The 24,213-nt window shown below is 71.2% G+C and carries 23 protein-coding genes; 8 read left to right on the top strand and 15 right to left on the bottom strand.

Going from position 1 to position 24,213, the window contains the following annotated elements:
• Nucleotides 1-230: 230 nt before the first annotated feature.
• On the bottom strand, nt 231-1,115 hold the full coding sequence (locus ACTJK8_RS03985) for an alpha/beta fold hydrolase (protein WP_440761556.1): 885 nt from the start codon (nt 1,113-1,115) through the stop codon (nt 231-233).
• A gap of 98 nt (nt 1,116-1,213) precedes the next feature.
• Between ACTJK8_RS03985 and recG the strand changes: the two genes are divergently transcribed.
• Together recG and ACTJK8_RS03975 are read left to right on the top strand one after the other, a co-directional pair.
• Nucleotides 1,214-3,427 carry an ATP-dependent DNA helicase RecG gene (recG, locus tag ACTJK8_RS03980; RefSeq protein ID WP_024830419.1) on the top strand — a complete coding sequence of 738 codons (2,214 nt, stop codon included), beginning with the start codon at nt 1,214-1,216 and terminating at the stop codon, nt 3,425-3,427.
• 297 nt (nt 3,428-3,724) lie between these two features.
• Nucleotides 3,725-4,048, top strand: a complete 324-nt coding sequence (locus ACTJK8_RS03975) for a hypothetical protein (RefSeq protein WP_029359345.1) — start codon at nt 3,725-3,727, stop codon at nt 4,046-4,048.
• A gap of 131 nt (nt 4,049-4,179) precedes the next feature.
• Here the strand turns inward: ACTJK8_RS03975 and ACTJK8_RS03970 are convergent, their stop codons facing one another.
• Both ACTJK8_RS03970 and ACTJK8_RS03965 read right to left on the bottom strand, forming a co-directional pair.
• Nucleotides 4,180-4,977, bottom strand: coding sequence for a DUF502 domain-containing protein (locus ACTJK8_RS03970; RefSeq protein ID WP_012318647.1), 798 nt, complete (start codon nt 4,975-4,977; stop codon nt 4,180-4,182).
• 110 nt (nt 4,978-5,087) lie between these two features.
• Nucleotides 5,088-6,023, bottom strand: coding sequence for a sugar kinase (locus ACTJK8_RS03965; RefSeq protein ID WP_012318648.1), 936 nt, complete (start codon nt 6,021-6,023; stop codon nt 5,088-5,090).
• Between the two features lie 758 nt (nt 6,024-6,781).
• On the opposite strand from ACTJK8_RS03965, the gene ACTJK8_RS03960 reads away from it, so the two are divergent.
• On the top strand, nt 6,782-7,735 hold the full coding sequence (locus tag ACTJK8_RS03960; protein WP_440761555.1) for a PAS domain-containing protein: 954 nt from the start codon (nt 6,782-6,784) through the stop codon (nt 7,733-7,735).
• 213 nt (nt 7,736-7,948) lie between these two features.
• On the opposite strand, the gene ACTJK8_RS03955 is transcribed toward ACTJK8_RS03960, so the two are convergent.
• Entirely contained in the window at nt 7,949-8,377 is a 429-nt protein-coding gene (locus ACTJK8_RS03955) for a MucR family transcriptional regulator (RefSeq protein WP_012318650.1), read from the bottom strand.
• A 616-nt stretch (nt 8,378-8,993) separates the two neighbouring features.
• Here ACTJK8_RS03955 and ACTJK8_RS03950 point away from each other — a divergent pair.
• Nucleotides 8,994-10,415, top strand: a complete 1,422-nt coding sequence (locus ACTJK8_RS03950) for a DUF4105 domain-containing protein (protein WP_012318651.1) — start codon at nt 8,994-8,996, stop codon at nt 10,413-10,415.
• A gap of 61 nt (nt 10,416-10,476) precedes the next feature.
• Here the strand turns inward: ACTJK8_RS03950 and ACTJK8_RS03945 are convergent, their stop codons facing one another.
• A complete protein-coding gene (locus ACTJK8_RS03945; protein ID WP_024830415.1) occupies nt 10,477-11,709 on the bottom strand; it encodes a serine hydrolase domain-containing protein in 1,233 nt (410 codons plus the stop codon).
• 337 nt (nt 11,710-12,046) lie between these two features.
• On the opposite strand from ACTJK8_RS03945, the gene ACTJK8_RS03940 reads away from it, so the two are divergent.
• Both ACTJK8_RS03940 and ACTJK8_RS03935 read left to right on the top strand, forming a co-directional pair.
• Nucleotides 12,047-12,373 (top strand): DMT family transporter, encoded by a 327-nt coding sequence (locus tag ACTJK8_RS03940; RefSeq protein ID WP_012318653.1) that lies wholly within the window; start codon nt 12,047-12,049, stop codon nt 12,371-12,373.
• A 135-nt stretch (nt 12,374-12,508) separates the two neighbouring features.
• Entirely contained in the window at nt 12,509-13,135 is a 627-nt protein-coding gene (locus ACTJK8_RS03935; RefSeq protein ID WP_440761554.1) for a cell wall hydrolase, read from the top strand.
• Between the two features lie 54 nt (nt 13,136-13,189).
• On the opposite strand, the gene ACTJK8_RS03930 is transcribed toward ACTJK8_RS03935, so the two are convergent.
• Complete coding sequence (locus ACTJK8_RS03930; protein WP_012318655.1) at nt 13,190-13,462, bottom strand: hypothetical protein; 273 nt, start codon at nt 13,460-13,462, stop codon at nt 13,190-13,192.
• A gap of 87 nt (nt 13,463-13,549) precedes the next feature.
• Here ACTJK8_RS03930 and ACTJK8_RS03925 point away from each other — a divergent pair, with 87 nt between their 5' ends.
• Nucleotides 13,550-13,741: a hypothetical protein gene (locus tag ACTJK8_RS03925; protein WP_012318656.1), complete on the top strand. Its 192-nt coding sequence runs from the start codon at nt 13,550-13,552 to the stop codon at nt 13,739-13,741.
• Between the two features lie 198 nt (nt 13,742-13,939).
• On the top strand, nt 13,940-14,347 hold the full coding sequence (locus tag ACTJK8_RS03920; protein WP_012318657.1) for a hypothetical protein: 408 nt from the start codon (nt 13,940-13,942) through the stop codon (nt 14,345-14,347).
• A 276-nt stretch (nt 14,348-14,623) separates the two neighbouring features.
• Here the strand turns inward: ACTJK8_RS03920 and ACTJK8_RS03915 are convergent, their stop codons facing one another.
• From ACTJK8_RS03915 to ACTJK8_RS03875, 9 genes are all read right to left on the bottom strand, one after another.
• Nucleotides 14,624-15,169 (bottom strand): transglycosylase SLT domain-containing protein, encoded by a 546-nt coding sequence (locus ACTJK8_RS03915; RefSeq protein WP_012318659.1) that lies wholly within the window; start codon nt 15,167-15,169, stop codon nt 14,624-14,626.
• Complete coding sequence (fliK, locus tag ACTJK8_RS03910; RefSeq protein ID WP_076728368.1) at nt 15,129-16,595, bottom strand: flagellar hook-length control protein FliK; 1,467 nt, start codon at nt 16,593-16,595, stop codon at nt 15,129-15,131. The genes ACTJK8_RS03915 and fliK overlap by 41 nt, the downstream gene beginning before the upstream one ends.
• Nucleotides 16,592-17,839, bottom strand: a complete 1,248-nt coding sequence (locus tag ACTJK8_RS03905; RefSeq protein ID WP_440761553.1) for a chemotaxis protein — start codon at nt 17,837-17,839, stop codon at nt 16,592-16,594. Before ACTJK8_RS03905 ends, fliK begins: the two co-directional genes overlap by 4 nt.
• Nucleotides 17,836-19,041, bottom strand: a complete 1,206-nt coding sequence (locus tag ACTJK8_RS03900) for a MotB family protein (protein ID WP_012318662.1) — start codon at nt 19,039-19,041, stop codon at nt 17,836-17,838. The genes ACTJK8_RS03905 and ACTJK8_RS03900 overlap by 4 nt, the downstream gene beginning before the upstream one ends.
• A gap of 2 nt (nt 19,042-19,043) precedes the next feature.
• Nucleotides 19,044-19,679 (bottom strand): hypothetical protein, encoded by a 636-nt coding sequence (locus tag ACTJK8_RS03895; RefSeq protein WP_012318663.1) that lies wholly within the window; start codon nt 19,677-19,679, stop codon nt 19,044-19,046.
• Complete coding sequence (fliF, locus tag ACTJK8_RS03890) at nt 19,676-21,316, bottom strand: flagellar basal-body MS-ring/collar protein FliF (protein WP_116655521.1); 1,641 nt, start codon at nt 21,314-21,316, stop codon at nt 19,676-19,678. Before fliF ends, ACTJK8_RS03895 begins: the two co-directional genes overlap by 4 nt.
• A 168-nt stretch (nt 21,317-21,484) precedes the next feature.
• A complete protein-coding gene (locus tag ACTJK8_RS03885) occupies nt 21,485-22,654 on the bottom strand; it encodes a flagellin N-terminal helical domain-containing protein (protein WP_024830411.1) in 1,170 nt (389 codons plus the stop codon).
• 268 nt (nt 22,655-22,922) lie between these two features.
• Nucleotides 22,923-23,660, bottom strand: coding sequence for a flagellar type III secretion system pore protein FliP (gene fliP / locus ACTJK8_RS03880; protein WP_012318666.1), 738 nt, complete (start codon nt 23,658-23,660; stop codon nt 22,923-22,925).
• Nucleotides 23,661-23,718: 58 nt separating this feature from the next.
• A complete protein-coding gene (locus tag ACTJK8_RS03875) occupies nt 23,719-24,201 on the bottom strand; it encodes a flagellar basal body-associated FliL family protein (protein ID WP_012318667.1) in 483 nt (160 codons plus the stop codon).
• Nucleotides 24,202-24,213: the final 12 nt, after the last annotated feature.

Here is a 24,213-nt window from a genome sequence, read left to right as displayed (position 1 = left end):
AGGCCCGGGACAGGGCCGTCGCGTCGCGTCCGCGCGGCACGTGCCCGTATCTGAGCTTTCGGGTATGTCTGCCAAGCCCGCTCCGCGCAGGCCACAGCGCCGCATCCCGGAGGCGCGTCGCCGCGCCCGCTACGACCGGCTGATCGCCGCCGGTCTGTTCCCGGCGCGCGGCCGGATCTGCGACGCGGGCTACGACAGCGCGGTCGATCTGTTCCGGGCCGGCGGCCGGCTCAGCGCAGGAACGCCGCCAACTCCGAGAGAACCGCGTCCGGCCGCTCCTCCTGGAGGGTGTGGCCGCAATCCAGCGCCCGGCCCGAGACGTCGGTCGCCTTCTCGCGCCACGTCTCCAGCACGTCGTAGGTCCGGCCGACCACGCCCTTCGCGCCCCAGAGCGCCAGCAGCGGCGCGGTGATCCGGGCCTCGGCATCGGCCGCGTCGTGCTCCAGGTCGATCCCGGCGGCGGCCCGGTAATCCTCGCAGATCGCGTGGCGGCAGGCCGGGTCGGCGTAGCAGCGCAGGTACTCGGCGAAGAGTTCCGGCGGGGTCGAGCCGGGGGTCTTGGACTGGCCGTCGACGTGGTGGCGCAGGAAATATTCCGGATCGGCCCCGATCAGCGTCTCCGGCAGGGGTTGGGGCTGGATGAAGAAGAACCACCAGAAATAGCGGGTGGCGAAATCCTTGTCGGTGCGCGCGTACATGGTCGCGGTGGGCGCGATGTCGAACACGGCGATCCGCTCCACCGCCCGGCTGTGGTCGAGGGCGAGGCGGTGGGCGACGCGGCCGCCGCGGTCATGCCCGACGACGGCGAAGCGTTCGTGCCCGAGCGCCCGCATCAGGGCCGCCGCGTCCGCCGCCATGGCGCGCTTGGCGTAGCTGGCGTGGCGCTCGCCCCCGGGGGGCTTCGACGAATCGCCGTAGCCGCGCAGGTCCATCGCCACCACGGCGTGCCGCTCCGCGAGGCGCGGCGCGACGTGGAGCCACGTCGACAGGGTCTGGGGATGGCCGTGCAGCAGCAGCACCGGCGGCCCGGATCCGGCCGAGCGGGCGTTGATCGTCACGCCGGGCGCGGTCTCGATCCGGTGCCGGTCGAATCCCGGCAGGAAGTCGCGGGCCATGGGATCGGTCTCCGGGTTCGGTCTCCATCCTGCCGCACTGGCGCGCCGGGATGCACCGGATGATAAGGCGCCTCCGGCACCATGTCCGCCGAACCGCCATGACAGATGCACGCCCGACTCAGGACCCGGCCTTGAAGGATTCCGACGCGGCCGAGGCGGCGGAGGCCGCCCCCGCGCCTGCCGTCGCCCCGACTCTGCGGCCGAGCATCCTCGATCCGCTCTTCGCGCCGGCCCGCGCCCTGCCGGGGATCGGGCCGAAGATGGCGCCGCTCATCGAGAGGCTGCTCGGGACCCCCGAGCGCGAGGCCCGGGTCGTGGACCTGCTGTTCCACCTGCCCCAGGGCGGCGTGGCGCGGAAGCTGATGGGCTCGATCAGCGAGGCCCCCACCGGCGAGCCGGTGACGATCGGCGTCACCGTGGTGGCGCACCGCCCGGCCCAGGTCGGCGCCGGCCGGCGCCCGCACCGGGTGCTGGTGGAGGATGCCTCCGGCGACATCTCGCTGGTCTTCTTCGGCATGCCCCGCGCCCGGGTGGAGAAGATGCTGCCGCTCGGGGCGCACCGCTACATCACCGGCCGGATCGACCTCTGGGACGGCACCCGCCAGATGGTCCACCCGTCCCGGATCGTGGACGAGGCGGGGCTCGCCGAGCTGCCCGCCGTCGAGCCGGTCTACGGTGCCACCGAGGGGCTGACGTCCCGGGCGATCAACAAGCTCGCGGTGGTGGCCCTCGACCGGCTGCCGATCCTGCCGGAATGGCAGGACCCGGCCTGGCTGGAGCGGAACCGCCTGCCGGCCTTCGCGGACGCGCTCCGCCTCGAGCACCGCCCCGAGGAGGCGCCCCCGAAGGCCGAGGACCCCCTCCAGCCGCCGCCCGCGACGCCGTCCCGGAAGCGGCTGGCCTACGACGAGCTCCTCGCCTCGCAGTTGGCGCTCGCCCTGCTGCGCGCCCGCCAGCGGCGCAAGGCCGGCCGCGTCAATGCCGGCGACGGGGCCCTGAGCGCCCGCCTCCAGGCCGCCCTCCCCTTCGCGCTGACCGGCGCCCAGGCCCGGGCGGTCGCGGAGATCCGCGCCGACCTCGCGGCGCCCCGGCGGATGCTGCGCCTGCTCCAGGGCGATGTCGGCTCGGGCAAGACCGCGGTGGCCTTGCTCGCCATGGCCTCGGCGGTCGAGGCCGGGCGTCAGGCCGCCCTGATGGCGCCCACCGAGATCCTGGCCCGCCAGCACTTCGAGCGGCTGAAACCGCTGGCCGGTCCCCTGCGCCTGCGCCTGATGACCGGCCGCGACCGGGCCGCGGAGCGCAAGAGCACGCTCGCCGACCTCGCCGCGGGCGAGATCGACATCCTGGTCGGCACCCACGCCCTGTTCCAGGAGGCCGTGGCGTTCCGCGACCTCGGCCTCGCGGTCGTCGACGAGCAGCACCGGTTCGGCGTCCACCAGCGCCTGGCGCTCGGCGCCAAGGGCGAGGCGGTGGACTTCCTGGTCATGACCGCCACGCCGATTCCCCGCACCCTGGCGCTGACCTTCTTCGGCGACATGGACGTCTCGATCCTCGACGAGAAGCCCGCCGGCCGGCAGCCGATCCGCACGATCACGCTGCCGACCGAGCGGATCGACGAGGTCGTGGCCGGCCTCGCCCGGGCGATCGCCGGCGGCGAGCGGGTCTACTGGATCTGCCCCCTGGTGGAGGAATCGGAGTTCGTCGACCTCGCCGCCGCGGCCGAGCGCTTCGACGACCTGCGGAAGCACTTCGGCGACGCGGTCGGGCTGATCCACGGCAAGATGCCGGGGCCCGAGAAGGATGCCGCCATGGCCCGGTTCGCCGCCGGAGAGACCAAGCTCCTGGTCTCGACCACGGTGGTGGAGGTCGGGGTCGACGTGCCCGAAGCCACCATCATGGTGATCGAGCACGCGGAGCGGTTCGGGCTGGCGCAGCTGCACCAGCTCCGCGGCCGGGTCGGGCGCGGCTCGAAGGCCTCCTCGTGCCTGCTGCTCTACCGGGGCCCCCTCGGGCAGGTGTCCCGGGCCCGGCTGGAGATGATGCGCGCGAGCGAGGACGGCTTCCGCATCGCCGAGGCCGACCTGAAGCTGCGCGGCGAGGGCGAGGTGCTCGGCACCCGGCAATCCGGCCTGGCGGCGTTCCGGCTGGCGCGGCTGGAGAGCGACGCCGCCCTGCTGGAGGCGGCCCGCGACGACGCGCGGCTGATCGTGGAGCGCGATCCCGGCCTCAGGAGCCCGCGGGGGCAGGCCCTGCGGGTGCTGCTCTACCTGTTCGAGCGGGAGGCCGCGATCCGGCTGATCGGGGCCGGATGAACGGCTTCCTGAACGGTTTCGTTCAGGAAAGCCCGGCCTTCCTGAACGGCCGGATCCGGAATCGTCGCCGCGCGACCGGATCCGTACTCCGATGCGGCAATGTCACAGGCGTTCCGAAAAGACGAGCTTTTTCAGACGCTTGGCGAGATCGCGCCGAAGCTTGGCGGCGCTCGGCGGGCGGTCCGGGAGGCGCCGGACAGGCCTCGTGACCTTGCATCAGCCATATTCTTCCCTTAACTGGAGATGAACGAATGGCCCGGTAAGCCGGGACATCACGGACGAATCTGGAGGACGGACATGTCGAACGGACTGTTCCAAGGCCTGCCGGGCTCCCACGAGATGGCCGGTGCCCACGCCCTGCCGACCGAGCCCTGGCTCCTGCCGATCTCGGATCGCGCCGCCGAGGCGGCGGGCAAGACCGCGGACGAGCTGCAGGCCGCCGTGCGCCGGGCGTCCCGGCCCTTCTGGCTGGCCGCCAACGGGCTCTGCATCGCCCTCGGGCTGGCCCTCACCCTGCAATGCGCGTCCGGCTGGGGCCCGACGACGCCCCGCAGCGCCGTGACGGTCGCGCAGGCGACGCCGCCGACCATCGCGCCGCAGACGGCCTCGCTGCAGCGCTGAAGCCGCTCAGGCAGCCTGAACATCCGGGGCCGTCCCGCGCGAGCGGGGCGGCCCTTTCTCGTGGTCGGTCTCCGCTGCCGGGCGGCCGGCCGCGCGTCGCGAGCGACGATGGAGCGCTCCGAGCCCGGCCCTCAGGCGTCCTGCGGCTCCCGCCGGGGCACCGGACCGCCGGCCTGCTGGGCCGTCCGAAGGGTGGCCGCCATGGCGTTGAGGCGGCCCTGCGGGTCCTCCGGCTGGATCACCCCGGCCGACATCACCAGCTTGGCGGCGTCGTCGACGCTGATGGCGAGTTCCACCACCTCCGCGCGCGGCAGGTAGAAGAAGAAGCCCGTCGTCGGATTGGGCGCGCAGGGCAGGAAGACGCCGACGAGGTCGTCCGCCGGCGCCCCCCGGGCCCGCAGCGCCCCCTCGACCTCGTGAGCCGCCGGGGCGGACAGGAACACCACCGACCACGTGCCCTTCACGGGGAACTCCACGAGCCCCACCGTGCGGAACGAGGTGCCGTTGGCCGAGAACAGCGTCTCGAAGATCTGCCGCAGGCCCTTGTAGAGGCCGGAGATCACGGGAGTCCGCGCCAGCAGCACCTCGCCGAACTCGATCACCGAGCGTCCGACGAGGTTCGCCGTGAGGAAGCCCAGCAGCGTCACCGCCAGGAACGCGATCACGAGGCCGAGGCCCGGGATCGAGAACGGCAGGTAATGGTCCGGCAGGTAGCTCGCCGGCACCAGCGGCTTCACGAACGAGTCGATCAGCGCGATGAACCACCACGTGATGTAGGCGGTGATGGCCAGCGGGCCGGCGACGATGATGCCGGTGAGGAAATAGGTGCGCAGCCGGCCGCGCGCGCTGACCCGCGTCTTCGGGGCGCCGCCGCCCGCCGCGGCGGCGTCGGGCTCGGGAACCTGGATCGGCGGGGGAATCGGCGCCACGGGTGCCCTCTCGGCCGCGCCACGGGCGGCGATGACGCTGCGGGGGCCGTCCCCCGCTGGCAGAGAGGTAGCGGTTGCGCTTGTCCGCCTCAAGGGCGGCCCGGACGGCCTCAGGCGCCCGGGCCGGGCGGCCGGGCGGCCGGGGCCGGCATCGCGTCCCGGGGAATCACGGCGCCGCGATGTCCGATCACCGCCCCGGCCAGGCGGTGCGCCTCGGCGGCGGCGGCTTCCGGCGCCAGCCCGGCGATGCGCGCCGCGAGGTAGCCCGCCGCGAAGCTGTCGCCCGCCGCCGTCGTGTCGACGACCCGCGCGGCGCGCCCGGCCGGCACGGCGGTGTCGGCCGGGCCGTGCAGCACCCGGGCGACGGGGCCTGATGCGCCCGAGGTCTTGAGCACGATCTCGGCCCGGCCGCGGTGGCGCAGCACCTCGTCCTCGCCCGCCGCGCCGAAGAGCCAGTCCAGGTCCTCCGCCGAGGCGAAGATCACGTCGGCCAGAGCCAGGGCCGCGCGGAAGGCCGCCCAGGCCTCGTCCCGGTCGGGCCAGCCGCGGGGGCGGTAATTGGTGTCGAAGGCGACCCGGCCGCCCCGGTCCCGCAGGCGCGCCAGGGTCTCGAACAGGGCGGCGCGCCCGGTCTCGCCGTAGAGCGAGAGGCTGATGCCCGACAGGTAGACGAGGTCGTAGCGCTCCAGCTCCGCCTCCGTCTCGGCGGCGCCCGGCTCGGTGAAGAGGTCGCGGGCCGCGGCCCGGTCGCGCCAGTAGTGGAAGCTGCGCTCGCCGTCGGCATCCGTGCGGATGATGTAGAGGCCCGGCATCCGGCCCTGCAGGCGCCGGACCCGCTCGAGGCCGATGCCCTCGCGGCCCCAGGCCGCCGCCATCTCGTCGCTCCAGATGTCGTCGCCGAGCGCCGTCACGTAATCCACCGCGACGCCGAGGCGCGCGAGATAGAGCGCGGTGTTCAGCGTGTCGCCGCCGAAGCCCCGGACCAGATTCCCGTCCGGGCGTTCGGACAGTTCGACCATGCACTCGCCGATGCAGGCGACCCTCATGCGGTTCCTCCCGGTGCGCGACCCCGTCTCCCCGCATTGTTCGGACCGACCTGTCAATCGTCCACAGGCCCCGGTCTCGCCGGTTCTGTCGCGCGCCCGGCTTCCGGAGCTCGACGATCTGCGAACCGCGCGCCCGCCCGCCCGATCGATGTTCATAGCTTATTTCCGCTGTGTTCTGGAATTAATTATCGCAATTCGCCAACTTGTTTCAGTATTAAATAATATTATCCTCCGTGTAAATTGTATTATCTTCGCATATTTGCCAAATTTACGAGTGACTCGCCTTCTGCGGCGCGTTTCTCGGAGATCGCTTCAAAGCCGGAACGGAAAATCATACTTCCGAAACACCATGTAGCCGAGAACGGCCGCCGCGAGAACGGTCGTGGCCGACCCGGAGACCGTCGCGTTGCTGTCATGGCGGTGTGTGCCGAACGCGCCGCGGGGCGGGGCCGGTCGAGGATCTCAGGAGCTTCGGTCCACAGCGCGGCAGCGGCAGATTCGCGAACTCGGCAACAGATCGCGCCGGCGCGTACGTCCTCGAAAGATGTCGTGCGGCTAGCTCACGTCCGATCGACGAGGATCTGGACTTGATCGTAAGAGATTTCGGCTGAATTTTGAATTTTTATGCTGGAAAAATTCTCATGGCCGAGTGGCGGAAACGGTGATACGGTTCGATCGGTGCCGAGATGTTCCACACTGCTTTAAGCGCCCTGACTTTCTCGTCGGGAGAGTTCCTGACTCTCACGGAAAGCCGAGGCGTGAGCGGTGCCTGGAGCTGGATCTTCGCGGGCGAGGAGCAGGTCTGGTCGCCCGGGTTCTACCGGCTGCTCGGGCTCGTTCCGAACGCCGCGAAGGCGCGCTACGACCTGTTGCTGAGCCTGATCCATCCGGAGGACCGGCACCTGATGCCGGCGCTGGCCGACATCCGGCAGGGGCACGTCCCGCGCGAGGTCATCGTCCGGGTGATCCGGACGAACGGCACGGTGCGCACCCTCTCGCTGACGATGGAGGTGCGCGTCTCGGCGGAAGGGCGGCCCGTCGCCCTCAACGGCACGGCGCTCGACGTGAGCGACCGCGAGCAGCTGGCGCGTCTGCGGCAGGAGGAGCGCCGCCGGCAGAGCGCGCTCTACCTCACCGAGCATATCGCGACCTTCTCGATGGGGCTCGACCGGGTCCGGGACATCCCGTTCGCCGTGGCCCAGGTCCACGGGCTCCCGCTGGAGGAGATCTGCGCCGAGCCGTATCTCCTGATCGTTCCGGAGGAGCGCGAGGCCTTCCGGGCGGCGGCCGAGGAGCAGATCGAGCGGCGGGCGTTCTTCCAGGGAGCGGCCCACGAGCGCCTCGCCAACGGCGAGCTCTGGCACTTCCGGATCCTCACGATGCCGGTCTGGGATCCGGACGGGACCTATCTGGGCCGCTGCGGGCTCAAGTACCCCGTCCGCAACCACGCGCCGCCCCTGGTCGGCCTGCACGACGGGCTGGCGCATTCCGTGACCGGTCACCACCTGCGGGCCGCGCGGGCTCTCCTCGACTGGTCGATGATGGATCTCGCCCAGGCCAGCGGCCTGTCGCATTCGACGGTGCGGCGTCTGGAAGAGGACAGCGAGCATCGGGGAAGCCGGTCCCGCCTGCACGCGGTCGAGGCGCTGCGCCGGGCGGGCGTCCGCTTCATTCCCATGGACGACGGGACCGTGGCGGTCGCCCGGGTCTGAGCGGCCCGCGCGGCCGACGGGCGCTTCGCGGGATCCGCCCTGCCCTGCCGGGCCAAGGACGGTCTCCGCGCTGGCCCGGAGGGACCCCCACTTCCGGCGCGGAGACCGGGACCGGCGGATCGGGCGATCCGCCGTCGGGCATCCCGCGCCCGCGTCGCGCGGCGGCCCGGACGGGGCCGCCGATCCAGGGCGGTGCGGGCCGGCCCGGCTTCCTCAGGCCGCCTTGTGGCCGAGCTGGATCGCCTTGGCGATCTCCGAACGCTTGGCGGCGTAGCCCGGTGCCACCATCGGGTAGTCGGCTGGCAGGCCGTACTTCGCCCGGTACCGCTCCGGCGTGAGGCCGTGCGCGGTGAGGTGGCGCTTCAGGGTCTTGTAGGACCGGCCGTCGATGAAGCTGATCAGGCCGTCCTGCTGGATCGAGGCCTCGATCTGCGCCGCCGTCGGGCCGGTCCAGCCCGGACCGGATCCCGAACCGCCGCCCTGCAGGACCGATATCGCCGTGTGCACTTGGTCGATCAGAACCGGCAGGTCTCCCACGCCCACCGCATTCCGGGACACGTAGGCCGCAACCAGTGATGCCGTGCACTTGATCAGGTCTGTGTTCGGGTCCGAGGTCTTTTCGTTCAAATCGATGGTGTTCATGGATCCCCCAGTACCGAGAGTCGAGGCATGGAAAACGGTGCATCGATAAAGCTGGAGGCTTGATCAGCTTTTACCGCCCAAGCATGCACCAAACTGCTTCGAGTCTGCCAACATTGGCGCGTAACTATACAAAAACTGACTATTTTGTCTACGGTTTATCTTAGGATGTTCTTTGAACACTTTCTGTTCTTGTCTGGCAACATGAGGTTGCTGCGCGCGCGGCCTGTCGCAAACTCTGCGCAGTTTCGGCATCCGGTCCGGCAGGCTGTGGGCGATGACTTCGAACGGCCGCACGATGACAGGCTGCAGGGGCGCGAATCAGGGGCGGAGACAGGGACCGATCACCGATGTGGCCCCGTTACGGATCGATGGGGCCGCGGTCCTGCCGACCCTCGGTCGGGCGGCGCGCGGCGGGATTCCGGGCCCCGTCGCGGTTATCCGCGGGCGCTGGCGCCCGGAGCAGGCCGCGATTAACAAAGTTCTCAGGCAAGGCGTGGATCGTGCGCCCCGGGCGTTTCGCGAAACGCTCGCGTGTCGGGAGCCTCTCTCCGGCCGTGACGGCACGGCGGCATCCGTGCGAGAGGCTCGTCGACGCGCGCTTTCGAGGGCGACCCCTATGTCCGGACCCTGTGCGACCTCAATCCCGCGCGCGCTCTCCGCGCTCGAAGCGCCCGGACCGGGCGCCGCGGACGCGGTCGGCGGCCGGATGGCGCCCCTCTGGATGCTGCTCGTCGGCCGGGCCGCGGTCCGCCGCCACTGGCACCTGATCGTCGCCACCGGCCTGCTGTGGTCGTTGCTCGGCCTCCTGGTGGTGGTCGATTCCCTCGACGGCGCGCTCCACGTCCCGGACCGGTGGTTCGGCCTGATCCTCCTGGCCGAGGGCGTGAGCGCCCTCGTCGTCGGCGCGTCCGCGGTCGGCGCCGCGCGCCGCCTGCGCCTCGCCAAGGGCGCGCTGCTGTCGGTCATGGCCGTGCTGATCATGATGGCCACGCGGCACAGCACCTTCCTGCTCGCCATGATCTTCGGCGTCGCCTTCGTGGTCGATGGCCTCGTCCGGATCACGATCGCCGGCCTGCTGAAATTCGCCGGCTGGCGGATGTCGGTCGCCTTGGGCGGCCTCAGCATCGCCTTCGGCCTGTTCCATCTCCAGCCCTGGCCGACCTGGTACGCCGGCACGGTGGGCTACTGCATCGGCATGTTCCTGATCCTGAACGGCGCCAACCTCGCGCTGGTCGGGCTGCGCACCCGGCGCCTGGGCACCGCCGAGCCGGCCGCCGCCGCGACCGGCGCCGGCGCGACCGAGCCCGGCAGCCTGACGGTCTATGTCTGGACGCCCACCGGGCAGGCGACCACCCCGGCCGGCCAGCGGCTGATCCGGCGCTACGTCGCCTCCGTCGACAAGGCCGGGCGGTTCTCCACCGGCCACGCGGCCCTGCAGCAGGGCGACGACCTCTACGTCAGCCACTACCCCGCCGTGGAGATCGACCGCTCCCCCGCCAACCTGCGCTCGAGCCTGCGCGCGGGCCCGGAGAACGACGTGCCCGGGCGCTTCCTGCCCTCGCACGCCGCGGAGGTGGCGGATTGGTGCCCGGCCACGGTGGCGGTGACGCTGAACGGCATCGACGCCGCCCGGCTGCGGGCGTTCTGGGCGCAGTACAGCCGCGACACCACCTACAACTTCATCAGCCGCAACTGCTCGACCACGGTGGCGCGGGCACTGGACATCGCCGTGGAGGGCGCGTTCAGCCGCGGCGGCCATCCCTGGCGGCAGCTCGCGGCGGCGCTGACCACGCCGGAATTCTGGGCCGCGGCCTTCCTGCGCAACGGGGCGCGGTCCATGACCTGGACCCCGGGTCTCGTCCTCGACTACACGCGGGCGCTGAGCGCCCTCGTTGATCCGGCCTCGCCGGTGCCGTCGATCGCCTGGAAGCGGGTCGGCTGGCGGCTCCTGCGCAACTGGCGGGCGCGGGACCTCGCGTCCCTGAGCCCGATCGCCCGGCGATCCTCCGTGCCGGGGGCCGGTCCGACAGAGGCCTGAGCGCGGCCCGGTCGGGACTCGGGCCGCGGCCCCCGCCGCTCACGGGTCCTTCACGGGTCCTTCACGGGTCCTTGCGGGCGGCGGCGGGGCGACCGGCGGCGAGATCGCCCGCGATGGCCTGCATCACCGCCAGCGTGTCGACCTCGTCCTGCTCGGCGCCGTGGTCGCTGAGCTTCACGATCACCGTGCCGGTCGCGCGATTGACGTAGATGTACTGGCCGTAGACGCCGATCGCCGAGATGTCGTCGTCCTCGCCCCCCGGCGCGTGCCACCACTGGGCCGAGTACTGCCAGCCGTCGACGTCGCGCCGGGCCGGGGTCATGATCCGCTCGATCCAGCGGCCCGGGATGATGCGGTGTTCGCCCGACCGGCCCTGGTCGGCCACCAGCAGGCCGAGGCGGGCGAAGTCGCGGGCCGTCGCGTTGATGCAGCAGAACGCCTTCTCGATGCCGCCGGGCCGGTCGAGGTTCCAGGTGGCGTCGGCCTGGGCGCCCATCGGCTTCCAGATCCGCTCCGAGAGGATGTCGGCCAGCGGCTTGCCCTCGACCCGGGCGAGGATCAGGCCGAGCAGCTCGGTGTCGATGCTGCGGTAGCGGCCCTTGGTGCCGGGCTTGAAGGCCAGGTGGGCGTTGTCGCGCACGAAGGCCGTGAGGTCGCGCGTCAGGTACATCCCGGCGGTGCCGGTCAGGGGGTGCCGGGGATCATAGTTCTCCGGCACCGCGATCCCGCTCGCCATGTCGAGGAGGTTGCGCACGGTGATCTGACCGAACACCGCGCCGTTCCGCAACTCGGGCAGGAGCGTGGAGACCCGGTCGGTCTCGGCGAGCTGGCCCCGCGCCACCGCGGCGCCGACCAGCAGCGAGACGACGGACTTCGCCACCGACCACGAGGGAAACAGCGTCTCCGGTCCGGTGCCCGCGCGCTGCCATTCGTGGATCAGGACGCCGTCCTGCAGCACCAGGAACGCGTTGGTGTGGGTCGCGCCCAGCACCGTCATCAGCGGGACCGTCTTCCCCTTCCAGGCGACGCGGTCGAGGATCGGGCGCGGCCGCACCGGCAGGTCGCTCGCCCGGGCCGGGGCCTGGACGATCCGGCTCGGGAACCACGTGCCCACCGACGACGGCTCGATGACCGCGAGCGCCGCCAGGGTGACGGGGTCGGGGACGTTGATCAGCGCGGCGGCGGTCCAGGCGCAGCCGACGACGGCCGCGCCGCCCGCTGCCGTGATCGCGCCCCAGCGGCGGCCCCGGCGTGTGCGGGCCGGGGAATCCGGGATCGCCATGGACGCGGTCATGCTGGGTCTGTGTCGCTCTGGATCGTCGCGGTCGCGCGGCCGGCCCCGGGGCGGGACGGCGCGCGGTCACCATGATCAGGAGGCATTAACGAAAGCCCCAACCGGCCCTGGCACGGGGCCGGCCGGTCGCCGGCGCGGCGGCGGAGGGCCGGTTCGGAAATGTTCACGGATCTGTGGCCTTGTCTCCGGCGGCCGCCGACGTCCCGCGGCCGTTTCGACGCGGATCCGGGCCGGCCCGGCGCCGCCCCGTCCGCTCGGGCGTCCGACGCGAACCTGATTCTACACGCCGCGACCGCCCGACTCACCCAGCCCGCGCAGCCCGAAAGTCCGCCGTGCCATGAATCCGTACCTGATCCTCGGGCTCGCCATCGGCGCGGAGGTGACCGCCACCCTGGCGCTCAAGGCCGCCGAGGGCCTCACCCGCCCCGGGCCGACGGTGATCGTGGCCCTCGGATACGGCACCGCCCTGTGGCTGATGTCGACCAGCATGGACATGCTGCCGATCGGTGTCGTCTACGCGATCTGGTCGGGGATCGGCATGATCGGCGCGGCGGTCGGCGGCGCGTGGCTGTACGGTGAGGCGATCAACCCGACGATGCTGGTGGGCATCGGGGTGATCGCCGTGGGCGTGACCATCCTGGCCGCCGGCCAGGGCCAGCACTGAGGCTCCGGGCCGGTCCCGAAACGGGACACTCTCGCCACATCCTCGCCGCGAACGTGCCGTCAAGCTTGGCCTTCGTCCGGTCGGAGCGGAACACCGCCCGGCGGGTCAGGCTGGAGGAGCACGGAGCGCGGATGCATGCAGGGTAGCGAGAGGACGAAGGTCGGTCCTGCACTGATCGTTCTGGCGGCGGCCGGGGGCCTGGGGGCCTGCAACACCGCCTCGCCGGTGCTCACGACGGGATCGATCCCCGACCGCAAGCCGCCGATGGTCGTCAGCGACGCCGAGCGCGATTGTCTCGGCCGCGCCATGTACTTCGAGTCGAACCGGAGCGACAGCGACGGGCTGGTCGCCGTCGGCACGGTGGTCATGAACCGGCTCGAGAACGCGATCTTCCCGGGCGGCATCTGCGCGGTGGTCGGGCAGCCGGGACAGTTCGCGCCGGGCGTCCTCACCAAGCCGATGCAGGAGAAGGATCTCCAGAAGGTCGCCGACGCCGCCGACGCCGTCCTGGCCGGCGAGCGGCACCCGAAGGTCGGGAAGGCGATGTTCTTCCACACCGCGGGCCACCACTTCCCCTACACGAACATGCACTACGTGGCCGTCGCCGGCGGCAACGCCTTCTACGAGAAGCGCGACAGGCGGACGGCCAAGCTGGAGAAGCAGGACAAGCCCGCGCAGCAGGACAAGCCGGCCACGCCCGCCCTTCCCGCGACCGCCCTGACCTTCGCGGCCGTACCCGCGCCGCCGGCCGTGAGCCCTTGATCGCGGCGGCCCGCGTCGCTCGCCGCGTCGCGGGATCCCGGCGGCGAGCGCCGGTCAGCCGGCCGCGGCATCCTCGGCGCGGCCGGCCCGCAGGGTTCGGGCCTCCTGCCGGGCGGTGGCCAGCACCCGCTGCCGGCTCACCGGCTCCCGCAGCGCAGCCCACAGACGGAGCAGCTCCAGCGTCGGCAGCGCGTCGCATTCCGGGGACGCGTCCCCGGATGCGTCCCCGGATGCGTCCCCGCACCCGGTGAAGAAGATCTCGACCGGGCGCCCCAGGGCCTCGGCCAGTCTCCCCAGCAGCGCGTCGGCCTGGACGGTCGGGATCATGGAGAATCCTGTTTCTGCGCGGACGGTCGAACCGGGTCCTTACCTTTAAGTTGTATGCTCGGCATTCAACCAGGTTACTGCACCGCCATGTCCGACGACGACGGTTTTGACCGCATGGTGGAGGCGACCATCCTGGCCCATCAACTCGTGGCCGCGCACGGCACGGCGACGATGAAGCTCCTGTCCCGGTTGCTGCTCATGGACATCGGTACGGAGATCGCGGCGCGGCGCGACGCCGACCCGGCCGCCAACGACAATCCGGACGTCCGGGAGGATTAGAACCCGCTTCGCCGGCGTTCCGGTGGGACCGGGTCCCGACGGTTGAACCGGCCTGATCCGTAATCCTTCGGGCGGTGCAATGGAGCGGGCGGCAAATCTGTTGATCGGCCCATCGATCCGATCCGGCGGCATTTACAACGATGGATAACGGCCTAGCTTCTGGGTAGAAACTACCCACGAATCACGGATCCATCGCCGATGATCGCCAAACGGGTAGCACTCGCTGGTGCGCTCCTCCTGCTGAGCATCACGCCCTCGGTCTCCCAGCTGCGCCGTCCGATGACGTGTACGGTGGAGGCGTCGACCGGTCTCGATGCCGCCGCACCCGAAGGGGCGACACCGCAGCCCCACAAGGCCCGGACATTCTCGCTGGTCTCCAGCGGCGGCCTGCTGACCGTGATCTCGGCCGGACGTTCCGACTACTACGAGTGCCAGACGGCCTCGCCGCGGCTGAACGAGCGCACCCCGCGCAACGCGATCAAGTGTCAGAACGGCGTCTACTTCCTGCTGATCGATCTCAACAAGATGAACTTCGTCGAGGCGCAGCTCAATCCCGAGGACCGCAACGACGTCAAGGTCAGTTACGGGAATTGCCGGACCCTGTAGGGGCGTCGCCGGCGACCTAGTCCATGTGGATCAGGACGTAGGCGGCGGCGGCAACGGCCGTGAGGGTGAGGACGACCAGCAGCACCGTTTTCCCGGGCGGTCCCTCCGGTGGGTCTGAGGCGTCGGACATGCGGCTCCTCCAGGCCGGTCAGCGGACGGGGACGGCCGTCCCCGTCCGCTGACCGGCCGGTGACGGGGCCTGTGCCGAAAGGCCCCGGTCCTCCGGTTGGTTCCCTGGCCCCGCCCCGGTCCGCATTCTGCGCCCGGCCTGGACGATCACCGGCAGAAATGCGCCGCGGCCGGCGTCCACTGGCCGAAACCCGTCGCGACCATGTTCGCCACGACCCGGCAGATGTAGATCTTCTGCGCCGCGTTGTTGTGCGGGCCGGCATGATAGCGCGCCACGGCCATCGTCCAGCTGCCCTCCCGCTGCTTCAGATCCCGGAGGAATTGCGTCGCGTAGTCCACGTTCGCGCGCGGGTCGATCATGGCCTCGACCGAGGCGAACTTGCCGCCGTGATAGTGGTGGTTGATCTGCATGCAGCCGAGATCGATCAGGCGCGCGCCCCGGCGGCGCGCCGCGGTGAAGTGGGCGAGCACGTCCTGGGGCCCGGTCGCGAAATAGGCCGCCCCTTCGATGTTCATGGCGTAGGGCTGGAGGGAGCCGCGCTTGCCGGTCTCCGTCAGGCCGACAGCGTAGAGCACGCCGAGGGGCACGCCGTAACGGGCCGAGGCACGGCCCATCTCGGCCTCGCACACGTTCCCGGCGACCGGGGCGGCGCTACAGATAAACGCCGCCGTCGCGAGGACGTACCGTCTCATCCGTCCGCTCCCCGTCGCGTCTGCTGATCGCCGGCCGCTGTTCCGCCCGCTGCCGCTCTGCCTGCCGCTGCCCGTCCTCGCCGTGGCCCGGCCGGGCACCGCCGTCGGTGAAGGCGGGTTGGCCCTGTGACGACGATCCGCCTGCGGAAGACCCGGCATCGGTCGGGCGAACCGGCCCGACGGTGATCTCGGCCCGGTAATGGGCCTGCTTGAGCAGTTCGGCGAGGATCGCCGAATCCCGATGCAGCATCGCCGCCGTCTCGGGACGCGAGGCGCGCAGATGGGTCTCGAGCTGACCGTCGGTGAGCCGCAATTCCACCGTGACGATCCCGAGGTTCTCCGGCCGAAGCTGGATCTTGAGAACCCGCAGCGGCCCGTCCGGAGCCGCGGGGATCGCCGGATCGGCGCTGACGCGGCCCTCCGGCCCGGCCGCGGCCGCGCGCTCGATCTCCTCCTTGATGGCCGCCGCGATCGTGGGCAGGGCGGCGGCGGGTTGGCCCGGATCGGACCCGGACCCGTTGCCCGCGCCCTGGACGGGGCCGCTCGGTGGCCCCTGGCGGCCGGTCGAGGCGAGGAGAATCCCGGCGATGCCGGAGCGGGGACGGTTGTCCTCGCGCGCCGCGGGGTCCCCCGGCCCATCGATCCCCGTCGCGGCGGTGCGGGTCACCGCATCGCCGCGACGGGGATCGGGATCGGCCTTGAGGGCCGCGATCGCCTTCGGCGCCGCGGCGGCGACCTTGTCGGCCAGCGCGATCCGCGCCGTCCGGGGCGCGGCGGCGGCCGGCTCCGCCGATCCGGGGCGGCCGGGGTGAAGCTGCGCCTCCGCCGCGGCCGGTAACGGGACCGTTGCCGGGGCCGGGGCCGCGGGGGCGCGCCGGACGGCACCGGGGAGGACGGGCCTGAAGTGAACCGCCCGGTCGAGCACCTCGACCTTCGGGGGGCTGCCCTGGAGGAGGCTGCCCGGGCCGGCCGCCTGGCCGTTCCCCACCCGGGTGAACTCCGGGACCGCGTCGGGGTCCGCGGGAGATGCGGCGGATGGGGCCGGTCCCGGGGCATCGGTCCCAGGTCCCGGGGGAGCGTCCGGAGCGGTCGACAGGACGGCGGTGCTCAGGATCTCGGCGAGCACCGCGGCGGCGGTGCCGGGATCGACCGGAGGCTGCGGCGTCCCGGGTGATGCCCCTGCCTCGGCCCTCGAGTCCTCCCCGGTCGCGCCGTCCGGTTCGCCCGCCTCGCCCGGCTCGCCCGCGTCGGTCTCGGCGCGGGACCCGGTCGCACGCCCCGAGGCGGCGCGCATTACCAGATCGAAGGCGCTCTGCGTCCCCGGATCCGGGAGGGTCTGAAGGGCGCCCGCCGGATACGGGGACGGTGCGACGTCCCGGTCGGGTCTGGGAGCGGGTTTCTGGACCGCGGCGGAGATCGTGTTCACGGGGTCGCCTTGCTGAGCATCAGATCGATCCGGTCGATCGTGGCCTGCGCCTTCGGGATCAGGCTCGCGGGCCCGTCGGCGGGATCCCGCGCGGCCCGCGCCGGCTTCGAAAGGCTGTCGGCCTCCGGCAGGCCGGACCGGCCGGCGAGCCCGCGTCCGATCGCCCCGGCCGTCGACAGGGCCGTCTCGAGGAGGAGCTGGTCGCGGGCCGTGAGCTTGGCCCTGTCCAGGGACCGCAGCGTTCGCAGACCGGACTGGAACGTCGCCAGGTTCACGATCTCGGCGGCCGCCCGGTAGAGCTGGCCCTGGGTCGCCTCCGCGCTTCCGGGGGCGCAGAGTGCGAGAGCCTTCTCGCTGGCGCGAAGCGCCGCGGCCGTCTTGCCGGCCTGGATCGCCGTCTGGGCGACCAGGAGATACAGGTCGCGCCGGCTCTCGGGCCGGAGTTCGCTCAGGATCCTGTTGAGGGTCCCGAAGCGCCCCTCGTCGTGGCCGATATCGAACTGCGTCAACTGATAGGCCAGTCGCTGCCGGAAATTGCCCGCGTAGACCGAGTGCGGGAAGCGGCGCAGGTACTGGATCGCCAGCGCCTCGAACGTCTTCAGGTCGCCGATCTGACCGAGGGTGAAGATCTCGCGGCGCAGGGCGCCCTCCTCGGCCAGGGTTCCCGGCAGCAGCACCCGGACGCGATCGAGCAGGCCGATCGCCCGGGCCGGCTGGTCGGTCACGGCGAGCGACGCCTGCGTCAGGCCGACGGCGCCCGCCAGCGTCGGCGGCAGATCCGTCGTGTCGACATCCTGGAGCAGGCGCCTCGCCTCGGCCTCCCGTCCCTCGAGATAGGCGAGCGCGCCGCGCGCGAGCGTCGCTTCGGGCTCACCGAGGCCGTCCCGCGCCGTCAGCCGTCGCAGGACCGCCGGACCGCCGCCGCTCAGGGCGAACGTGATCGCGGACCGGAGATTGTTCCGGCGGCCCCAGATCTCGGGCGGGGCGGCCAGGAGATCCGCGTTGATGCGGGCGATCAGGAGCGGCTGGCTCTCGCGTGCGGCCAGGGAGCCGGCGGCGACCCGGTCCTGCAGCAACTGGAGCGTCCGCACCCACTGCACCGGATCGCCGGTCAGCGCCCGCGGCTCTGCGGCCGGGCCGGCCGGGGGGCCGGGCTCCGGCTCCGCGGCGACGGGGCCGGCTGACCCCGCGATGAGCAGGCCGAGTGCGGCCGCGACGATCCGGCCGATCCGGGAAACGCTCATCCTGGAGATCCCTGCAGGAGGATCTCGATCCGGCGGTTCTCCGGAGCCTTCGGATCCGCGGCGTTGCGCGGCATCCGGTCCGCGGCGCCCTCGACGCGCCAGATCCGCGCTTCGTCGATCCCGGCCCGGGTGAGCATGTACGACGCCATGTGGGCGCGCGCGGTGGAGAGGCGCCAATTGTCGTAGACCTCCGAGCGGAAGGGGCGGCTGTCGGTATGACCGCGGACGACGATCCGGCCCGGTCGCGCGGCGAGGGCCTTGGCGAGGCGCTCCATCGCGCGGACCGTCTCCGGCCGGGGTTCGGCCGAGCCCACCGCGAACATGCTGAAGTTGAGATCGTCCGTGACGTTGATCAGGAGCCCCTCCGGCGTCCCCTGCACCTCGACGCGGGGGCCGGACGTGCCGGGCGCCGGGGGCGGGAAGATCTTGGCGATCTCCGCCTTCAGCGCCGCCGCGCTCGCCACGCCCTGCCCGGAGGCCTGGGACGGCCCGTTCACCGGAGGCCCCTCGGCCCGGACCTCCCCGTCCCTGTCCGCCGGCGGTCTGGCATCCACGGGCGTCGGTCCCGCCGGCTTCGCCTCGCCCTCCCGGCCCGCGGCTTCGGCGCCGCGCGCGTCGGGCCTTGCCTGGCGCGGCGGGGGGGTGATCCCGTCCGGCGCGGTTCGCTCGGCCCTCGCGGGCGCGAGGACGTCCACCTCCCAGTAGAGCGGGTCGAACGGATCGCGCGCCGCGTCCCCGCCGCGCCGTCCCGCCGCGCCGAGATCGCCGATCGCGGCGCTCTGAGGCTTGCCGGGCTCGACCTCCGCGGCGAGCTTGGCCAGCACGGAATAGGGGTCCTGGAACAGCTCCCGTTCCCGGGGCACCGATCCCGGCGGCAGGGGGGTGCCCTTGTCGCGCATGTCCGCGGTCCCGCCCGGCTCACCCGCCTTGCTGCCGGCGTTCGGATCGTTCGAGGCCGGCTGGGGATCGTTCACGCCCTTCCGGAGCGGCAGGGGCTCCGACAGGCTGATCGGATTGAAGTAGTTCGCGATGCTGGTCTTCGTCTCGTCGTTCGTGGCCTTGATCAGCCACAGGACCAGGAAGAGCGCCATCAGGGTCGTCATGAAGTCGGCGAACGCGATCTTCCAGACACCGCCGTGGTGTCCGTCGTCCTCGTCGGAGGCCCGGCGGACGACGATGATCTCGGGCGGATTGTTGGCCATGCTCAGAGATCCTCGACCAGCGCGGCGAGGCGCTCACCCCAGGCCTGGAGCCGCGTCTCGATCAGGGTTCCGTTCATCCGGATGCGGAGATCGGGGCGGCCGTCACCGACGATGGTGAGACGGCCGGGCGGCAGGTCGAGGTGCCGCGCGAGCGCCTCCGTGAGGTCCGCGGGCCCGGCGACCGTGACGGTTCCCGCCCGCTCGTCCGCCGCGAGGGCCGTGAGCAGCGCGCGCACCTCGCGAACGGCTTCCTGCCGGAGGGCTTCCGTCAGGAACGGCCGGAGCGCCCGGGCCAGGCTCTCGGCGAGGCGCGCCTCCGAAGCCTGGATCTGCTCGGCGAGGGTGCTGGCCAGGACGGCCGCCTCCGCCTCGACCCAGCTTTTCCGCGTCTCGGCCAGCGCCGCCGCCGCGGCCTCCCGCTCGGCCGCGAGAGCGGCCTGCGCGGCCCGCGCGGCCAGGGCCTCCCCCTCCCGGCGCCCCTCTTCCCGCGCCGCCGCCGCGATCGCGTCGAGGTCCGGCGGCGCCGGCGGGACGGGAGCGGCGGAGTCCAGGCGCTTGGCCGCCAGGGCCGAGAGGGTGTTCGAGGAGCGCCGGCTCGTTCCCGAGAAGACGGCCCAGGCCGGAGGTGCGTCCGTCATCGCGCGACCTCCTCACGGGTCAGCCACTGCTTCAGGATGTTGGCGACCTGCTCCTCGTCGAGTTCGACCAGCTGCTCCAGCTTCCGGATCGGTGACCGCGCCATGTGCTCCGTCAGATCCTCGATGAGGCTGGGCTCCGGCGATGTCCCGCCCTGCTCCGCCGACGGGCCGTCCAGCCCGCTCCCGGCATCCGGTGTCGCCAGGGCGAGCTCGGTTCCGGTCTCGGCCGGGCGGGCCAGGATGGCGTTGACGGCCGGCCGCAGGCCGAACCAGATGAGCAGGCACCCGACGATCAGGATCGTGGCCGCGTTGATCAGGGTCCCGGATTGCCGCATCAGCACGTCGGTGAACCCGAGGGCCGGCGCCGGCGCGAGGGGCTGACCCTCGTCGATGAAGCTCACCGCCGCGACCTTGAGCTGGTCGCCCCGCGCCCTGTTCACGCCGGCCGCCGAGGTCACCAGCTGCTCGATCTCGGCGACCTGCGGATCGAGGGGCGGCGCGGTCCCGCCCTTCGCGCCGCCGGCGAGCGCCTCGAGGCGGGACCGGTTGACCAGCACGGCCACCGACAGGGTCTTGATCGAGTAGCCGTCGCTGACGGTCTGGACCGTCTTCGACGAGATCTCGAAATTGGTCAGCTCCTCCCGGCGCTGGCTCTCCGCACTCGAGTTCTCGGCGCCCTCGGACCTGACGCGCTGATCGGGCAGGTTCTGCTGCGCGGTGGTGGGCTTCTGCGGAACCCTGTTCTGCGAGCTGTCCGATTCCTTGATCGTCCGCAGCGAGCGCTCGACCTTCTGGTCGGGGTTGAAGATCGTCTCGTCGGTCTTGGTCTTGTCGGTGTTCAGGCGCGCGACGACGCTGACTTCGAAGTTGTTAGGCCCGAGATAGGGCGTGAGCGTCCGACGGATGTTGTCCTGGATCTCGCGATTGACGCTCTGCTCCAGATTCGCCAGGCGCCCGGCCGGCGCCGTCGTGGCGTCGTCTCCGGCGAGCAGCACCGTCCCGTCGGTGTTCAGCACCGTCACCTTGTCGGGCTTCATCCCGGGTATGGCGGCGGCGACCAGCTGGCGGATCGCGGGGGCGACCGTGGCGTCGTTGGCCGGTTCCGTGCGCACCACCACCGAGGCCGAGGCGGGCTGCTGCTCCCGGCGGAACGAGCCGGGATCGGGCATGACGATGTGGACCCGGGCCGCCTTGACGCTCTTGAGAGTCTGGATCGTGCGGGCGATCTCGCCTTCCAGGGCGCGGACCCGCGTGATGTCCTGCATGAACGAGGTCAGGCCCAGGGAGCCCAGGTCGTTGAACAGCTCGTAGCCCGCCTTGCCGCTCTGCGGCAGGCCCTTCTCGGCCAGGAGCATGCGCGCCTGGGCCGTCTGCCCGTAGCTGACCAGCACCGACGTCCCGTCCGCGCTGATATCGAAGGGGATGCCGGCATCCTTGAGCGCGGCGCCCATGCGGCTCACGTCGTCGCGGCTGAGGCCGGAATAGAGCGTCTCGCGCAGCGGCCGGCTCAGGTAATAGGCGCCCAGGCCGACCGCCAGGAACACGGTCAGGCCCACCAGCCCGAGGGCGATGAGGCGCCGGGGGCCGAGGTCCAGGATGTTGGTCCAGAGCTTCTGGAGGTGTTCGCGACCGGGCATCAGCAGGACTCGATATCCACCGCAGTGGCTCCGCCCCCGGATGGCGGATCAACCTTGCGCGAAGGTGGTGTTCCGTGAGGCGCGGCAAAGAAAAAGGCCGCGCACCCGAAGATGCGCGGCCCCGTCTAGCCCGATGGGCGAATGTTCAGACTGATCGGGAGGCCCGGATCAGTTGCGGAACAGGCTCAGGATCTGCTGCGTGTTCTGGTTGGCGATCGTGAGCGACTGGATGCCGAGCTGCTGCTGGACCTGAAGGGCCTTCAGCTTGGTCGATTCCTCTTCCATGTTGCCGTCGACCAGGATGCCGATCGAGGTGTCGTTGGCCTTGGACAGGGTGTCGGTGTAGTTCTGGAACGACTGCATCTGGGCCTTGAGCGAGCCGAGGTTGGACGCCACCGCGGTCAGGGCCGAGGAGATGCGCTCGACCATGGCGACGTAGGCGTTCACCTTCGACAGGTCGTTCGGCAGGACCGTCGAGATGTCCATCGTGTCGAAGTTGAGCGTGTAGGCCTTGAGGAAGCCGTTGTTGTCCGCGCCGAGGACGCCGTAATCCTTGTTCAGGATGCCGCCCTTGCCGTCATTGCCCACCTTGGCCGCGGCGTTCGCCGTGTTCCTCGCGGCGTTGTAGGTCGTCGTGGCCGTGTCGAAGGAAGCCTTGGCCGCGGTGTAGGCCGTGACCGCGGCGGTGTCCTTGCCGCTGCTGTTGTAGGCGGCGAGGGCCGCGTCGTAGGACGCCTTGGCGGTGTCGTAGGTGGTCTGGACCGACCCCACGGTGGCGCTGGTGCCGTTGGTACCGGCCGTGGTCTTGACGTCGTACAGCTTGAGCTGGGCCGTATCGATGTCGGTGGTCGTCAGGGTGGGCTTGCCCAGGACGCGGGTGAAGCCCGAGACGACCTTGCGGATCGCCGCGTAGGTCGGCTGGCTGGAATCGACCGACAGCCAGCTCTCGCCCGCCTGCGACGCGTCGGCCGCGTAGGCGCGGAACCGGGAGATCGTCGCGTTGAGGTCGTTCTGGATCAGCATGCGGTCGACGCCGACGCCGGACGCCGTGGTCAGCTTCCGCTTCACCTCGGCGAGCTCGCCGACCATCGTGTTGAGGGCCTGGTAGGTGATGTTGACGACGCCCAGGCCCTGGCCGATCGAGTCCTTCACGGCGCCGAGCGAGGCGTTGTCCTGGCGGATCTGCGTGGCGATCGCCCAGTAGGCGGCGTTGTCCGAGGCGCCGGCGATCTTCAGACCCGTCGAGATGACGTCGTTGGTCTTGTCCAGGTTCTGGCCGATGAGCTTCAGCGTCAGCTGCGCCGTCATCGCGGCGTTGTTGGTGAACAGGCTCGACATGAGGATGTCCCTGAGAGAGGAAGTTACGTACGGGACATGCCGGACTCTCACCGGCATAACAGGGCGGCATCATGCCTTCGAGGTCGCCGTTATGGCTCAAGACCTCAACCTGTTATCGATCCTGCGCCGAAGGACAATCTCGCTTCCGGATTGACTGTTCGTGCTGCAGTCGAAGCGTAGATGGGGCAACGGGCGGCGGAAGTCAACTCCGAAAGTCCGGCGTCGGAGACGTTTCTCGTCGGATCGGACTGTCGGAACATTTGAGTTTTCAAAAATATGACTTCACGAGTCCGCTGACGAGCATGTTCCATCCGTCGATTAAGACAAAAAAGAGGATCTTGAACGGTAGCGAAATCACGGTCGGCGGCAGCATCATCATGCCCATCGACATGACCAGCACGGCGATGACCATGTCGATGACCAGGAAGGGCAGCGCGATCAGGAAGCCGATCTCGAAGCCCCGGCGCAGCTCCGAGATCATGAAGGCCGGGATCAGGATCCTCAGGTCCGTCCGGCCGCCGTCCGGCGCCTTGGACAGGTTGGAAGCGGCGATCTCCGCGAAGGTGTCGAGATCCTTGGGGCGGACATGGGCCAGCATGAAGTCGCGGAACGGCGCGGTCACCTTGGCGAAGGCCTCCTCCTCGGTGATCCGGTTCTCGGTGAGCGGGCGGACGCCGTCCTGCCAGGCGCGGTCGAAGGTCGGCCCCATGACGTAGAATGTCATGAACAGCGACAGGCTGATGAGCACGAGATTCGCCGGTGCGCTCTGGAGGCCGAGGCCCGAGCGCAGGAACGAGAGCGCGACGACGAATCGGGTGAAGCTCGTCACCATCACGAGAAGCCCCGGCGCGATCGACAGCACCGTCATCAGCGCGATCAGCTGGATCATGCGCCCGCTGACCGAGCCGTTGCCCGGGGGCAGCACCTGGTCGAGGCTGAAACTCTGGGCGGTTGCCGCCGTGGCGACGAGGAGCAGCGGGCTCGCCAGAAAGACGCGACGCAGCATGGCGTGTGACCGATCCTGATATGCGTCGGCCACGCGCGCGGGCGACCGACCGGGCGCCCTACTGGACGACGAGCGTTTCGATGAAGAAGGTGCGGATCTGGCCGTTGCTGCGGATCTGCACGCGTTCCGTGAGATCCTCCCGCAGATGGCTCAGGCCGCTCGGGCCCTCGATCTGCGCGACCGAGAGCGTGCGCAGATAGCCCACGATGTCCTGCCGGATCTCCGCGACCATGGCCTGGGGATTGGCGAAGGTCCCGGGCCTGACGATCACGGAGGATTCGAGCCGGACCCAGACGTCGCCGGGGCCCGCGAGGTTGGTCACCACGGTGCCGAGGCTCGTGAGAGTGTCGTTCTCGGCGTAGGCCGTCACCGGCCGCACCTGCTCGTCCTGGGCCTTTCGCCGCTCGTCGAGGGCCTTCTCGACCCGCGCGATCATGTGGAGACCGCTCGCCGCCCCGACGCCGACCGCCAGGACCGTGAGCAGCGCGAGGAGCAGCAGCCAGCGCAGCCGCGCACGGCGTGTGACGGTGTCCGAGGCCATGGAGCGTGTCCG

The organism is Methylobacterium sp. 22177, from assembly GCF_052045615.1.
Taxonomy (GTDB): Bacteria; Pseudomonadota; Alphaproteobacteria; order Rhizobiales; family Beijerinckiaceae; genus Methylobacterium; species Methylobacterium radiotolerans.
This window is presented reverse-complemented; position numbering and strand designations above follow the sequence as displayed.

What these genes read in the sequence shown, in the direction of transcription:
- ACTJK8_RS03975 (WP_029359345.1), top strand. Translation starts at nt 3,725, where the DNA reads ATGTCGAACGGACTGTTCCAAGGCCTGCCGGGCTCCCACGAGATGGCC.
- ACTJK8_RS03925 (WP_012318656.1), top strand. Translation starts at nt 13,550, where the DNA reads ATGTCCGACGACGACGGTTTTGACCGCATGGTGGAGGCGACCATCCTG.
- fliP (WP_012318666.1), bottom strand. Translation starts at nt 23,660, where the DNA reads ATGCTGCGTCGCGTCTTTCTGGCGAGCCCGCTGCTCCTCGTCGCCACG.
- ACTJK8_RS03895 (WP_012318663.1), bottom strand. Translation starts at nt 19,679, where the DNA reads ATGACGGACGCACCTCCGGCCTGGGCCGTCTTCTCGGGAACGAGCCGG.
- ACTJK8_RS03875 (WP_012318667.1), bottom strand. Translation starts at nt 24,201, where the DNA reads ATGGCCTCGGACACCGTCACACGCCGTGCGCGGCTGCGCTGGCTGCTG.
- ACTJK8_RS03945 (WP_024830415.1), bottom strand. Translation starts at nt 11,709, where the DNA reads ATGACCGCGTCCATGGCGATCCCGGATTCCCCGGCCCGCACACGCCGG.
- recG (WP_024830419.1), top strand. Translation starts at nt 1,214, where the DNA reads ATGACAGATGCACGCCCGACTCAGGACCCGGCCTTGAAGGATTCCGAC.
- ACTJK8_RS03885 (WP_024830411.1), bottom strand. Translation starts at nt 22,654, where the DNA reads ATGTCGAGCCTGTTCACCAACAACGCCGCGATGACGGCGCAGCTGACG.
- ACTJK8_RS03915 (WP_012318659.1), bottom strand. Translation starts at nt 15,169, where the DNA reads ATGAGACGGTACGTCCTCGCGACGGCGGCGTTTATCTGTAGCGCCGCC.
- ACTJK8_RS03965 (WP_012318648.1), bottom strand. Translation starts at nt 6,023, where the DNA reads ATGAGGGTCGCCTGCATCGGCGAGTGCATGGTCGAACTGTCCGAACGC.
- ACTJK8_RS03900 (WP_012318662.1), bottom strand. Translation starts at nt 19,041, where the DNA reads ATGGCCAACAATCCGCCCGAGATCATCGTCGTCCGCCGGGCCTCCGAC.
- ACTJK8_RS03955 (WP_012318650.1), bottom strand. Translation starts at nt 8,377, where the DNA reads ATGAACACCATCGATTTGAACGAAAAGACCTCGGACCCGAACACAGAC.
- ACTJK8_RS03905 (WP_440761553.1), bottom strand. Translation starts at nt 17,839, where the DNA reads ATGAGCGTTTCCCGGATCGGCCGGATCGTCGCGGCCGCACTCGGCCTG.
- ACTJK8_RS03950 (WP_012318651.1), top strand. Translation starts at nt 8,994, where the DNA reads ATGTCCGGACCCTGTGCGACCTCAATCCCGCGCGCGCTCTCCGCGCTC.
- ACTJK8_RS03930 (WP_012318655.1), bottom strand. Translation starts at nt 13,462, where the DNA reads ATGATCCCGACCGTCCAGGCCGACGCGCTGCTGGGGAGACTGGCCGAG.
- ACTJK8_RS03985 (WP_440761556.1), bottom strand. Translation starts at nt 1,115, where the DNA reads ATGGCCCGCGACTTCCTGCCGGGATTCGACCGGCACCGGATCGAGACC.
- fliF (WP_116655521.1), bottom strand. Translation starts at nt 21,316, where the DNA reads ATGCCCGGTCGCGAACACCTCCAGAAGCTCTGGACCAACATCCTGGAC.
- ACTJK8_RS03935 (WP_440761554.1), top strand. Translation starts at nt 12,509, where the DNA reads ATGCAGGGTAGCGAGAGGACGAAGGTCGGTCCTGCACTGATCGTTCTG.
- ACTJK8_RS03920 (WP_012318657.1), top strand. Translation starts at nt 13,940, where the DNA reads ATGATCGCCAAACGGGTAGCACTCGCTGGTGCGCTCCTCCTGCTGAGC.
- ACTJK8_RS03940 (WP_012318653.1), top strand. Translation starts at nt 12,047, where the DNA reads ATGAATCCGTACCTGATCCTCGGGCTCGCCATCGGCGCGGAGGTGACC.